We start from the raw sequence: 11,980 nt of genomic DNA on the forward strand, positions 1-11,980 counted from the left end.
CGGCCTGCGAACCCCCGAGCCGGGCCCGGTCGCCACGACCGTTCCCGGCCGAATCTTTGCCGCACGGCTAAAAACCGTTTGCCTCCGGTCACTGAGGGGCGCGAACCTTTCACGGTTTGTTCCGCCCGCTTCCGGTCTTCCCGCCCTCCACCCGTTTTCGCCCTTCCCGCCCCCTCCCGCCCTCTCCCGCCTTCCCTCTCCCTCCGCCTCCTCCATCTCTTCCTATCGACATGTCGATAACTGGGACGTCATGCAGATCTCCGACCTTCCGTACTCCGATCCGGGCGTGCCCGACGCACGCTCCGGCCCCCGGTTCCTGCTCTGGCTCGGCCGGAACCAGATCGGTGGCCAGCTCAAGTCCCTCGCCTGGGGACTGCTCCACTTCAGCTCGGTCGCCGGCCTCCCGTACGGCGTGGGCTACGCCGTCCAGGCCGTCGTCGACCGCTCCGGCGCCCGGCTCGCCGCCGCGGGCGGGCTATTCGTGCTGCTCGGCATCGCCATCGCGCTCGGCGACACCATGCTGCACCGCACCGCCGTCACCAACTGGATCGGCGCCGCCGCCCGTGTGCAGCAGCTGCTCGCCCGCAAGACCGCCGCGCTCGGCGCCGCGCTGACCCGACGGGTCGCCGCCGGTGAGGTCGTCGCGGTGTCCACCGGTGACGTCGAGAAGATCGGCTGGTTCGTCGAGGCGCTGTCCCGCTTCGCCGCCGCCGCGCTCACCGTCGTCCTGGTCTGTGTCGGGCTCGTCGTGTACCAGCCCGCGCTGGGCGTCGTCGTCGCGATCGGCATGCCGGTTCTCGCCCTCGCCGTGCTGCCGCTGCTGCCCCGCGCCACCCGGCGCGCGGACCATCAGCGGGAGAAGGCGGGCCGCGCCACCGAACTCGCCTCGGACACGGTCGCCGGACTGCGCGTACTGCGCGGCATCGGCGGCGAGGAACTCTTCCTCGACCGCTACCGCCGCGCCTCGCAGGAGGTGCGCAGGGCCGCTGTGCGCAGTGCCCGTATGTGGTCGCTCATCTCCGCGATCCAGGTCCTCCTTCCCGGACTGCTGCTCGTCGTGGTCGTCTGGTACGGCGTCCATCTCGCCCGCGAGGGCCGGATCACCGTGGGTGAACTGGTCACCGTGTACAGCGCGGTGATGATGCTCAACTACCCGCTGCGGCACTTCGAGGAGATCGCCATGGCGTACTCCTTCTCGCGGCCCTCGGCGCAGCGTGCCGCCAGGGTGCTCGCGCTCCAGCGCGTCACCGAGCCCGCGGGCGGGCTCCTCGACGCGACCGCGCCGACCGGTGATCTGTACGACCCGGCCACCGGCGTGCTCGCCCCTGCCGGGCTCCTGACGGCCGTGGTGTGCGGTGACCCGGACCTCGCGGGCCGGCTCGCCGACCGGCTCGGCGGCCACCCGGCCTCGACGGAGCCGGACGATGTGACGGACCCGGCCGATGAACCGCACGCCGTGGACGACGCCGCCGCCGGTTCCGACGACCGCGGGGCCGAGAAGGCCGGGCCGCCCTCCGTGCTGCTGGGCGGGGTGCCGCTGGACGAGCTGCCGCTGGACGTCGCCCGCTCGGCCGTGCTGGTCCAGGACAAGGACCCGGTGCTGCTCTCCGGCACGCTCGCCGAACTCCTCTCCGTGCCGTCCTCCGGGTCGGTCCGGCCGGAGGAGGCGCTGGCCGCGGCGCACTGCGCGGACGTGCTCGACGCCCTGGCGCAGGCGTCCTTGGACGAGGACCCGATGAACGCCCGGATCACCGAGCGCGGCCGCTCCCTCTCGGGTGGCCAACGCCAGCGTCTGGCCCTGGCCCGGTCGCTGGTCACCGACCCGGAGGCACTGGTCCTCGACGAGCCCACGTCCGCCGTGGACTCGCACACCGAGGCGCGGATCGCCCAGGGGGTGCGCGCCCTGCGACAGGGCCGTACGACGGTGGTCCTCACCTCGTCCCCGCTGCTCCTGGACCGCGCGGACCGCGTGGTGTTCGTCCAGGACGGCACGGCTGTCGCGGTCGGCGAGCACCGCGAACTGGTGCGTACCGAACCCCGGTACCGCGCGGTCGTCACCCGCGGGACCGAAACGGATCCGGCGACCGTGCGCACCGGCCCCCGGTCGGCCTCCGAGGCCGACGACGAGATCGAGATCGACATCGAGGAGACGGCATGATCGGCGTAGCGCCACCGGCCTACGACCCGGCGGCCCCGACCACGGCGAACACCCTGCCGGTCGGCGCGCCGGCGACGGTACGCGGCTATGTGCGCGAGCTGTACCAGCGCCATCGGCGCGCCTTTCTGCTGCTCATCGGCGTCAACACGGTCTCGGTCGTCGCGTCCATGGTCGGCCCCTATCTGCTGGGCGGTCTGATCGAGGACGTCACGGACAGCGCCGCACTGCGCGACCTGCATCTGGAACGCGTCATCGCCGTGTTCGTCGTCGCCCTCGTGGTGCAGGCCGTGTTCACCCGGCAGGTGCGGCTGCGCGGGGCGATGCTCGGCGAGCGGATGCTGGCGGATCTGCGCGAGGACTTCCTGGTGCGCTCGGTCGGGCTGCCGCCGGGTGTCCTGGAGCGGGCGGGCACGGGCGACCTGCTCTCCCGGATCACCACGGACATCGACCGCCTGGCGAACGCGATGCGGGAGGCGGTGCCGCAGCTGTCCATCGGTGTCGTGTGGGTGGTCCTGCTCATCGGCGGACTCGCGGTGACGGCGCCGCTGCTCGCCCCGGTGATCCTGATCGCGGTGCCGGTCCTCGTGCTCGGCTGTCGCTGGTACTTCAAGCGGGCACCGTCCGCGTACCGCTCGGAGGCGGCGGGGTACGCGGCCGTCGCCGCGGCGCTCGCGGAGACCGTGGACGCCGGCCGCACCGTCGAGGCGCACCGGCTCGGCGACCGCCGTGTGGAGCTGTCCGAGCGTCGCGTCAAGGAATGGACGGCGTGGGAGCGCTACACGCTCTATCTGCGCTCGGTCCTCTTCCCCGTGATCAACGCGGTGCACGTGCTGGTGCTCCTGTCCGTCCTCCTGATCGGCGGTGTCTTCGTCCTCCAGGGCTGGATCGACGTCGGCCAGCTGACCACCGGCGCGCTGATCGCGCAGATGCTGGTGGATCCGGTGGGCCTGATCCTGCGCTGGTACGACGAGCTCCAGGTGGCCGGAGTGTCCCTGGCCCGGCTCGTCGGCGTACGGGACATCGAGCCGGACGCGGGCGACGCCTCGGTACGCCCCGACGGACGGGACGTGCACGCGGACGAGGTGCACTTCGGCTACCGCGAGGGCGTCGACGTGCTGCGCAAGGTGTCCCTCGAGGTGCGGCCGGGCACGCGGCTCGCCCTGGTCGGCCCGTCCGGTGCGGGCAAGTCGACGCTGGGCCGGCTGCTCGCCGGGATCTACGCGCCGCGCACCGGGCAGGTCACGCTCGGCGGAGCGGAGCTGTCCCGGATGCAGGCGGAGCGGGTCCGCTCGCACGTGGCCCTGGTCAATCAGGAGCACCACGTCTTCGTCGGTTCGCTCCGGGACAACCTGCGGCTGGCCCGCACCGACGCCGAGGACGCCGAGCTGTGGGCGGCGCTCGGCGCGGTCGACGCCGACGAGTGGGCGCACACTCTGGCCGAGGGCCTCGACACCGAGGTCGGGTCGGGCGGAGCGGCGCTCACTCCCGCGCAGGCCCAGCAGATCGCCCTGGCCCGGCTGGTCCTCGCCGACCCGCACACCCTGGTCCTGGACGAGGCGACCTCGCTGCTCGACCCTCGCGCCGCCCGCCACCTGGAGCGCTCGCTCGCCCGGGTACTGGAGGGCCGCACGGTCGTGGCCATCGCGCACCGGCTGCACACCGCGCACGACGCGGATGTGATCGCCGTGGTCGAGGACGGCCGTATCCGCGAGCTCGGCAGCCATGACGAGCTGGTCGCGGCCGACGGGGCGTACGCCGCCCTGTGGCGGTCCTGGCACGGGTGACCGTGCCAGGGGGCGGTGTGCGGCCGGGCTCAGATGAAGTTGAGCGCGGCCGCGCACCCCACTCCGCCGAGCAGCATGAACACGGGCATGAGCACCTTCAGCTCGACCCAGCTGCCGGCCCGGAACCGCATGGGCTTGGGCGGGCCGATCGGGTACCAGCGCCTGCGGCCGACGGGGATGGGCCACAGGATCGGGCAGCCCGAGACCGTGAGCGCGTCCCCGATGTCGTGGACCAGGGCGCCGAGCACGATCGGCAGACCCAGCCACAGGTACTCCTGGCCCGGGTCGGTGAACAGCCAGTCCGATCCGTTGTTCGGCTGGTCCAGGACGCCGGCGAGGATCCAGGCGCTGGTCGCCGCGAGCAGCCACACCAGGACATCGCTGCTGGAACCACGAGCGGCCCGCCAGAGCAGTCCTTCGATGGCGAGCACCATGTGGACGAAGAGGATCCCGAGGACGGCCCACCGGCCACCGGTGATCGCCGCGACCGAGGCCCCGGCACCGATGAGGACGGCCCACAGCCACGTATGGGTGAGGGTGCGGTGTCCGCCCGAGCGACGGGGGTCGGCCGGCTTCCTGGTCGCCTTGTAGACGGCGTACGAGAGTTTGTCGACGATCTCGCAGAGCCATCGGGAGATCGGGCCGAAGGCGCGCGAGATGGTCGCCGCCTTGTGGTCGAGGTCGGGGGCGAGGGCGGCGCCCGCGCAGATCAGCGCGCCGACCAGGACGACCGGCCAGGGCATCGGGTGCCCCGCGGCTGCCGCCGCCGCGCCCACCCCCAGCCAGGCCGCCGCTCCTGACAACGAGTGTGCCGGTCCCATCATCGCTCTGTTCCGCCCCTGTCCCACTTGTGCCGACCGTCCGCGTCGTGTCGACATGTCCCTTGTACCGACGCTCCGTTGACCCCCTGAAGGGGTGCGCGCCCTGACGCCCCGTCGGCGACCCAGCGTAACCTTCGTGATCTTCGTACGGGCATCCGATTGCCGGATCGGAGCAGAAGGCAGGCAAGATGGTGACGTGACCCTTATCGATCAGCTCCCGCAGACCGCAGATCCGGACGCCCTCTACGACGCCTTCGAGTCGTGGGCGCAGGAGCGTGGTCTCACCCTCTATCCCCACCAGGAGGAGGCGCTGATCGAGGTGGTGTCGGGCGCGAACGTGATCGTGTCGACGCCCACCGGATCCGGCAAGAGCATGATCGCGGCCGCTGCGCACTTCGCGGCGCTCGCTCGTGACGAGGTCACCTTCTACACGGCTCCGATCAAGGCTCTGGTCTCCGAGAAGTTCTTCGAGCTGTGCAAGATCTTCGGTACCGAGAACGTCGGCATGCTCACCGGCGACGCGTCCGTGAACTCGGACGCGCCCGTGATCTGCTGCACCGCCGAGGTGCTCGCCTCCATCGCCCTGCGCGACGGTGCCCAGGCCGACATCGGCCAGGTCGTCATGGACGAGTTCCACTTCTACGCGGAGGGTGACCGCGGCTGGGCCTGGCAGATTCCGCTGCTGGAGCTGCCGCAGGCGCAGTTCATCCTGATGTCGGCGACGCTCGGTGACGTCGCGATGTTCGAGAAGGATCTGACGCGCCGCACCGGTCGCCCCACCTCCGTGGTCCGCTCGGCCACCCGTCCGGTGCCGCTGTCCTACGAGTACCGGCTGACGCCGCTCACCGAGACGCTGACCGAGCTGCTCGACACGAAGCAGGCTCCGGTCTACATCGTCCACTTCACGCAGGCGCAGGCCGTCGAGCGCGCGCAGGCGCTGATGAGCATCAACATGTGCACGCGCGAGGAGAAGGACCAGATCGCCGAGCTGATCGGCAACTTCCGGTTCACCACCAAGTTCGGCCGCAACCTGTCGCGTTACGTGCGCCATGGCATCGGGGTGCACCACGCGGGCATGCTGCCCAAGTACCGTCGCCTCGTCGAAAAGCTGGCCCAGGCAGGCCTGTTGAAGGTCATCTGCGGCACCGACACCCTCGGCGTCGGCGTCAACGTCCCGATCCGTACGGTGCTGTTCACGGCGCTCACCAAGTACGACGGCACCCGGGTGCGCACGCTGCGTGCCCGTGAGTTCCACCAGATCGCGGGTCGCGCCGGCCGGGCCGGCTTCGACACGGCGGGCTTCGTCGTGGCCCAGGCGCCCGAGCACGTCATCGAGAACGAGAAGGCGCTGTCGAAGGCGGGCGACGACCCGAAGAAGCGGCGCAAGGTCGTCCGCAAGAAGGCCCCCGAGGGTTTCGTCGCGTGGACGGAGAGCACCTTCGACAAGCTCATCACCTCCGATCCCGAGCCGTTGACCTCCCGCTTCCGCGTCACGCACACGATGCTGCTGTCGGTCATCGCCCGCCCGGGCAACGCGTTCGACGCGATGCGCAAGCTGCTCGAGGACAACCACGAGTCGCGCAAGGCGCAGCTGCGGCACATCCGCCGGGCCATCGCGATCTACCGCTCGCTGCTCGACGGCGGCATCGTCGAGAAGCTGGACCAGCCGGACGCCACGGGCCGTATCGTGCGCCTGACCGTCGACCTCCAGCAGGACTTCGCGCTCAACCAGCCGCTGTCGACCTTCGCGCTCGCCGCCTTCGACCTGCTCGACAAGGAGTCGCCGTCGTACGCGCTCGACATGGTCTCGGTCGTGGAGTCCACGCTCGACGACCCGCGGCAGATCCTGCACGCCCAGCAGAACAAGGCGCGCGGTGAGGCCGTCGCCCTGATGAAGGCGGACGGGGTCGAGTACGAGGAGCGCATGGAGCGCCTCCAGGACGTCTCCTACCCGAAGCCCCTCGAAGAGCTCCTCTTCCACGCCTACAACACGTACCGCACGAGCCACCCGTGGGTCGGCGACCACCCGCTGTCGCCGAAGTCGGTGATCCGGGACATGTACGAGCGGGCGATGACCTTCACGGAGTTCGTCTCCCACTACGAGCTCGCGCGCACCGAGGGCATCGTCCTGCGCTATCTCGCCAGCGCTTACAAGACGCTCGACCACACGGTGCCCGACGACCTCAAGTCGGAGGACCTGGAGGACCTGATCGCCTGGCTGGGCGAGATGGTGCGCCAGGTCGACTCCAGCCTCCTGGACGAGTGGGAGCAGCTCGCCAACCCGGAGGTGATGACCGCGGAGGAGGCCCAGGAGAAGGCCGACCAGGTCAAGCCGGTCACCGCGAACGCACGCGCCTTCCGCGTCCTCGTGCGCAACGCGATGTTCCGCCGGGTCGAACTCGCCGCGCTCGACAACGTCGGGGAACTCGGCGAGATGGACGGCGAAGCGGGCTGGGACGCCGACGCCTGGGGCGACGCCATGGACAAGTACTGGGACGAGTACGAGGACCTCGGCACCGGGCCCGACGCGCGCGGTCCCAAGCTGCTCATGATCGAGGAGGATCCCGAGCACGGTCTGTGGAAGGTCCGCCAGACCTTCGCCGACCCGAACGGCGACCACGACTGGGGTATCAGCGCCGAGGTCGACCTCGCGGCCTCCGACACCGAGGGTCGTGCCATCGTCCGGGTCACGGACGTCGGTCAGCTGTAGCACCCCGGTCGGCCGGACGGCAGGGTCCGTCCGCGTCCCCGCGCCGGATCCCTCCGGTCGCCCACACGAGAGAGAACGACGCATGACGAATCCCGCGGAACGGCTTGTCGACCTGCTCGACCTGGAGCAGATCGAGGTCAACATCTTCCGTGGGCGCAGCCCGCAGGAGTCCCTGCAGCGCGTCTTCGGCGGGCAGGTCGCCGGGCAGGCCCTGGTGGCCGCGGGCCGCACCACCGAGGGCGATCGCCCCGTGCACTCCCTGCACGCGTACTTCCTGCGCCCGGGCCGCCCGGGCGTCCCCATCGTGTACCAGGTCGAACGGGTCCGCGACGGCCGCTCCTTCACCACGCGCCGGGTCACCGCCGTCCAGCAGGGCCGCACGATCTTCAATCTCACCGCCTCCTTCCACAAGCCCGAAGAGGGAGCCTTCGAGCACCAGTTGCCGCCGGCCCGGGAGGTTCCGGACCCGCAGTCGCTGCCGACCATCGCCGAAGAGATCAAGGGCCATCTGGGGGCCCTGCCCGAGGCGCTGGAGCGCATGGCCCGGCGCCAGCCCTTCGACATCCGCTACGTGGACCGGCTGCGCTGGACCCCGGAGGAGGTCGGGAGCGCCGAGCCGCGCAGCGCCGTGTGGATGCGCGCGGTCGGTCCCCTCGGCGACGACCCGCTCGTGCACACCTGCGCGCTCACATACGCCAGCGACATGACGCTCCTCGACGCGGTGCGACTGCCGATCGAGCCGCTGTGGGGCCCGCGCGGTTTCGACATGGCCTCGCTCGACCACGCCATGTGGTTCCACCGTCCTTTCCGTGCCGATGAGTGGTTCCTGTACGACCAGGAATCGCCGATCGCGACGGGTGGCCGTGGTCTGGCCCGTGGTCGCATCTACGACGTCGAGGGCCGGCTGCTGGTGTCCGTGGTGCAAGAGGGCCTGTTCCGAAAGCTCGGAGCGTGAGCGGCATGCCGTCGGACGATCCGGAGACGCTGCTCGCGCAGTCCGTGCGGCTGCGCGAGGCGGGCCACCGGGAGGAGGCGCGCGAGCAACTGCTCGTGCTGCGCGCCCGGTTCCCCGACGACTCCCGTATCGCGTATCAGACGGCGTGGGCCCATGACGTCCTCGGCCTGGAGGCCGACGCGGTGCCGCACTATGTCGACGCGCTCGCGGGTCCGGGGCTGTCCACGGAGGACCGGCGCGGTGCCCTGCTCGGTCTCGGCAGCACCTACCGCACGCTCGGCCGCCACACGGACGCCGTGGCCACGCTGAGCGAGGCGATCGTCGAGTTCCCCGAGGACAACGCGCTCAAGACGTTCCTGGCGATGGCCCTGTACAACGTGGGACGTGCTCACGACGGCATGCGGCTGCTGCTGACGGTGCTGGCCGCGACCAGCGCCGACCCGGACATCGTGGGATACCGGACAGCGATCGAGTACTACGCCCGAGACCTGGACGCCGTCGAGGGCGGCACCGCCGACGGCACCGAATAGGCCTCCTGCACACCGGAGTTCAGCCTCGTCTGCCGAGCAGGCGCCCCCACAGGCTCCGGGCCGGCCCGGCCGGGGCGGGGACCGTGAAGTTCTCGGGGCTCGCCGGGTTGGCAGGAGCGAGCGGTCCGTCGATGACAGGCCGCGGGACGGCTGGGTGCGGGACGGCCGGGCCCGCAGCGGCAGGGTGCGCGGCCGGGCGGAGTCGGCGGGCCTTGTCCAGGCTCAGCAGGAGATTGGCCCGCAGCCAGCTGATCTCGGCCGGGTCGTCGGCGACGAGGATGCGCTCGACGACCTGTGCGGTCGGCGACTCCGGCGCCCCGTACCAGCTCTCGTGGGGGCGCAACCGAATCAGCTGGGCCCGCTCGTAGGGACTCTCGACCAGCTCGGCCAGCTGGTCCGCGTCGAGGAACGTGGCGATCGCGGCGGCCCGCTCCCAGGGATCGGCGCACTGGCCGAGCAGATACACGGCGTGTCGGGCCCGCCAGGTCCGTGGCCGCAGGTCCTCCCCGGCCGCGATCCGGGCGCGCATCGGGGCCGGCGCCCGGCCCGTCAGGAGCGGGGCATGGACCTCGGACCGCGCGAACTCCCTCAGTTCCTGCGCCAAGTAGAGCCAGACCACGGTCTTGTAGCGGTTGATGTAGAACTTCGCGGGCGTCAGCATCCCGGCCCGCGCGAGCCGGGTGAACCGGGTCGACGGAATGTCCATGATCGCCGCGCCCTGCGCGGTGCCCACCACGCGGACCTGCTCGCGCAGGGCGTCGGGAAATCCCTCGGCTTCGCGAATCCGGTCGATCTCCTCGCGCGGTACCCGGCGCAGGCCGCCGTCCGGTGCCGCGACGGTGCGGATCCGGCCGAGCCGCACCGCCAGGTCGAACTCGCCTCGCTTCAGTCCCAGTTCACGCGCCGCACTGCCTTGGGGCCTGGTCATGGTGTTGCCTTGCACGATGGTTCTCCCCCGTCGAACGATGTGAAGCAGTCACTCTCCGTGACCACCCGGGAAAACCGTAGCGCGGATCACCGAGCTCCGTGCGAGCCTGTGGATAACTCCACCCCACAACCGAAACCCGCAGGTCAGAGCTCTCCGGCGGATGTCTTTTCCGGCTGTCGCTTGCCGACCCCGAGGTGTTCGCCGACCCGGTTGACCAGGAGGGTCATCTCGTAGGCGACCTGGCCGATGTCGGCCTCCGCGTCGCTGAGCACGCACAGGCAGCTGCCGTCCCCGGCGGCGGTGACGAACAGGACGGCATCGTCGAACTCGATCATCGTCTGCCGTACGCCGCCCGCGCCGAAGTGCCGGCCCGACCCCTTGGCGAGGCTGTGCAGTCCGGACGAGACGGCGGCGAGGTGTTCGGCGTCCTCCCGGCCCAGATCCGTACTGGCACCGGTGACGAGGCCGTCGTTCGACAGGACCAGGGCGTGGCGCACGTGTTCGACACGCCCCGTCAGGTCGTCGAGCAGCCAACCGAGTCCCGTGTTCTCCGCCATGTTCCTGTCTCCCCGCTCCCCTGTGACTCCCCGTCCCCGGGCACGGCGCTCCCCTGCCCGGAGGATCTGTCTCGCAAGCCTTCCCCACGGTCGCCGTCCGGGCAAGCAGGATGGGCTCATGGCACACAAGATGACCGATGAGGAATGGCATGCCTTCGTCTCCGAGGGCACGCGCACGGCCAAGCTGTCCACGGTGCGGGCGGACGGCAGTCCGCACATCGCGCCGGTCTGGTTCGTCCTGGACGGCGACGACATCGTCTTCAACACCGGCAAGGACACGGTGAAGGGCCGCAATCTGGCCCGCGACGGCCGCGTCGCCCTGTGCGTGGACGACGAACGGCCGCCGTTCTCCTTCGTGACGATCCAGGGGCACGCCGAACTCAGCGAGGACCCGATCGAGCTGGTGGATTCGGCCACCCGGATCGGCGGCCGGTACATGGGCGCGGACCGCGCCGAGGAGTTCGGCAGGCGCAACGGCGTACCCGGCGAACTCGTCGTCCGTGTCCGCGTCGACAAGGTCGTGGCGCTCGGTGACGTAGCCGACTGAGCCGTCCAGGCGTCTGAACCAACTGAGCCGACTGAGCCGGTCAGCCGACCGAGTCGAGCAGCCGGGCGGTGTACATCCGCCCGGCGTACTCGACGAGCCTGATCAGCACCTCCTTCCCCGAGTCCTTGTCGCGCGCGTCGCACAGGACCACGGGGGTTCCGCGGTCGAGGTCGAGGGCCTGTGCCACTTCGTGTGCCCCGAACGCCCTTGCGCCCGCGAAGCAGTTGACCGCCACGACGAACGGGATGCGGCGGTGCTCGAAGTAGTCCACAGCGGGGAAGCAGTCCTCGAGCCGTCGGGTGTCCGCGAGGACGACGGCGCCGAGGGACCCTTGCGACAGCTCGTCCCACAGGAACCAGAAGCGGTCCTGTCCCGGCGTGCCGAACAGGTAGAGCGACAGACCGGACCTGATGGTGATGCGTCCGAAGTCCATCGCCACGGTCGTGGTGGTCTTGCGGGCCACCGCCGCGGTGTCGTCCACCGATTGACCCAGCTCGCTGAGGCGTTCCTCGGTGCGCAGCGGCCGGATCTCGCTGACCGCGCCGACCAGGGTGGTCTTGCCCACCCCGAATCCGCCCGCCACCAGGATCTTCAGGGACAGGGCGGTGCCCTCAGCCGTGGCGTCAGAGTGCTCGGAGTCCATCGATGACCTCCCTCAAGATCGTTTCGGCTGGTAGTCGTGCGGGCGGAACCGGGCTGCTGACCTTGACGCGGCCCAGTTCGAGCAGGTCACCGAGGAGCACCCGGACCACTCCCACGGGCACCTCGGCGCCCGCGGCGAGTTCGGCGACCGTCTGTGTCTCGGCTCGGCACATCTCGATGATCGACCGGTGTTCGGGCCCGAGCGCGGTGTCGTCGTGGACGTCCTGCGCGGCGGAATCCAGCGACACCAGGGCGATCAGATCGCACTGTGCTCCCTGAGGGCCCGCCGAGGTCCGGCCCGCGGTCACCGTGTACGGGCGGACCATCGGTCCGGCCTCCTGGTCGAAC

11 protein-coding genes are annotated in these 11,980 nt (G+C 70.7%); 6 read left to right on the top strand and 5 right to left on the bottom strand.

Annotated features, from left to right (window positions below):
- Nucleotides 1-250: 250 nt before the first annotated feature.
- The gene (locus ACFVDP_RS13450) at nt 251-2,158 is read left to right on the top strand and encodes an ABC transporter transmembrane domain-containing protein (RefSeq protein WP_383488007.1); all 1,908 of its coding nucleotides are present in this window, start codon (nt 251-253) and stop codon (nt 2,156-2,158) included.
- Nucleotides 2,155-3,942 carry an ABC transporter ATP-binding protein gene (locus tag ACFVDP_RS13455; protein ID WP_383488010.1) on the top strand — a complete coding sequence of 596 codons (1,788 nt, stop codon included), beginning with the start codon at nt 2,155-2,157 and terminating at the stop codon, nt 3,940-3,942. Before ACFVDP_RS13450 ends, ACFVDP_RS13455 begins: the two co-directional genes overlap by 4 nt.
- Before the next feature lie 29 nt (nt 3,943-3,971).
- Here ACFVDP_RS13455 and ACFVDP_RS13460 read toward each other — a convergent pair whose 3' ends face one another.
- Entirely contained in the window at nt 3,972-4,766 is a 795-nt protein-coding gene (locus ACFVDP_RS13460; protein WP_383488013.1) for a metal-dependent hydrolase, read from the bottom strand.
- A 133-nt stretch (nt 4,767-4,899) separates the two neighbouring features.
- Here ACFVDP_RS13460 and ACFVDP_RS13465 point away from each other — a divergent pair, with 133 nt between their 5' ends.
- The 3 genes from ACFVDP_RS13465 to ACFVDP_RS13475 all read left to right on the top strand — a co-directional run bounded on the left by ACFVDP_RS13465 (nt 4,900) and on the right by ACFVDP_RS13475 (nt 8,958).
- The gene (locus ACFVDP_RS13465; RefSeq protein ID WP_383488016.1) at nt 4,900-7,473 is read left to right on the top strand and encodes a DEAD/DEAH box helicase; all 2,574 of its coding nucleotides are present in this window, start codon (nt 4,900-4,902) and stop codon (nt 7,471-7,473) included.
- A gap of 82 nt (nt 7,474-7,555) precedes the next feature.
- Nucleotides 7,556-8,428: an acyl-CoA thioesterase gene (locus tag ACFVDP_RS13470; RefSeq protein WP_383488019.1), complete on the top strand. Its 873-nt coding sequence runs from the start codon at nt 7,556-7,558 to the stop codon at nt 8,426-8,428.
- A gap of 5 nt (nt 8,429-8,433) precedes the next feature.
- Nucleotides 8,434-8,958, top strand: a complete 525-nt coding sequence (locus tag ACFVDP_RS13475) for a tetratricopeptide repeat protein (protein ID WP_383488557.1) — start codon at nt 8,434-8,436, stop codon at nt 8,956-8,958.
- A 19-nt stretch (nt 8,959-8,977) separates the two neighbouring features.
- Here ACFVDP_RS13475 and ACFVDP_RS13480 read toward each other — a convergent pair whose 3' ends face one another.
- Both ACFVDP_RS13480 and ACFVDP_RS13485 read right to left on the bottom strand, forming a co-directional pair.
- Nucleotides 8,978-9,886: a DUF6397 family protein gene (locus ACFVDP_RS13480; protein WP_383488022.1), complete on the bottom strand. Its 909-nt coding sequence runs from the start codon at nt 9,884-9,886 to the stop codon at nt 8,978-8,980.
- A 143-nt stretch (nt 9,887-10,029) separates the two neighbouring features.
- The gene (locus tag ACFVDP_RS13485; RefSeq protein WP_383488025.1) at nt 10,030-10,443 is read right to left on the bottom strand and encodes a roadblock/LC7 domain-containing protein; all 414 of its coding nucleotides are present in this window, start codon (nt 10,441-10,443) and stop codon (nt 10,030-10,032) included.
- A 118-nt stretch (nt 10,444-10,561) separates the two neighbouring features.
- Here ACFVDP_RS13485 and ACFVDP_RS13490 point away from each other — a divergent pair, with 118 nt between their 5' ends.
- On the top strand, nt 10,562-10,990 hold the full coding sequence (locus tag ACFVDP_RS13490) for a PPOX class F420-dependent oxidoreductase (RefSeq protein WP_383488028.1): 429 nt from the start codon (nt 10,562-10,564) through the stop codon (nt 10,988-10,990).
- 40 nt (nt 10,991-11,030) lie between these two features.
- Here the strand turns inward: ACFVDP_RS13490 and ACFVDP_RS13495 are convergent, their stop codons facing one another.
- A complete protein-coding gene (locus tag ACFVDP_RS13495) occupies nt 11,031-11,633 on the bottom strand; it encodes an ATP/GTP-binding protein (protein WP_383488031.1) in 603 nt (200 codons plus the stop codon).
- Nucleotides 11,614-11,958, bottom strand: coding sequence for a DUF742 domain-containing protein (locus tag ACFVDP_RS13500; RefSeq protein WP_383488560.1), 345 nt, complete (start codon nt 11,956-11,958; stop codon nt 11,614-11,616). Before ACFVDP_RS13500 ends, ACFVDP_RS13495 begins: the two co-directional genes overlap by 20 nt.
- Between the last annotated feature and the right edge of the window lie 22 nt (nt 11,959-11,980).

The sequence above is a fragment of the Streptomyces sp. NPDC057694 genome (genome assembly GCF_042799415.1).
GTDB lineage: Bacteria > Actinomycetota > Actinomycetes > Streptomycetales > Streptomycetaceae > Streptomyces.

Bases quoted from the DNA above. Each gene is read 5' to 3' on its own strand.
- ACFVDP_RS13450 (WP_383488007.1), top strand. From the start codon at position 251: ATGCAGATCTCCGACCTTCCGTACTCCGATCCGGGCGTGCCCGACGCA.
- ACFVDP_RS13455 (WP_383488010.1), top strand. From the start codon at position 2,155: ATGATCGGCGTAGCGCCACCGGCCTACGACCCGGCGGCCCCGACCACG.
- ACFVDP_RS13460 (WP_383488013.1), bottom strand. From the start codon at position 4,766: ATGATGGGACCGGCACACTCGTTGTCAGGAGCGGCGGCCTGGCTGGGG.
- ACFVDP_RS13470 (WP_383488019.1), top strand. From the start codon at position 7,556: ATGACGAATCCCGCGGAACGGCTTGTCGACCTGCTCGACCTGGAGCAG.
- ACFVDP_RS13475 (WP_383488557.1), top strand. From the start codon at position 8,434: ATGCCGTCGGACGATCCGGAGACGCTGCTCGCGCAGTCCGTGCGGCTG.
- ACFVDP_RS13480 (WP_383488022.1), bottom strand. From the start codon at position 9,886: ATGACCAGGCCCCAAGGCAGTGCGGCGCGTGAACTGGGACTGAAGCGA.
- ACFVDP_RS13485 (WP_383488025.1), bottom strand. From the start codon at position 10,443: ATGGCGGAGAACACGGGACTCGGTTGGCTGCTCGACGACCTGACGGGG.
- ACFVDP_RS13490 (WP_383488028.1), top strand. From the start codon at position 10,562: ATGGCACACAAGATGACCGATGAGGAATGGCATGCCTTCGTCTCCGAG.
- ACFVDP_RS13495 (WP_383488031.1), bottom strand. From the start codon at position 11,633: ATGGACTCCGAGCACTCTGACGCCACGGCTGAGGGCACCGCCCTGTCC.
- ACFVDP_RS13500 (WP_383488560.1), bottom strand. From the start codon at position 11,958: ATGGTCCGCCCGTACACGGTGACCGCGGGCCGGACCTCGGCGGGCCCT.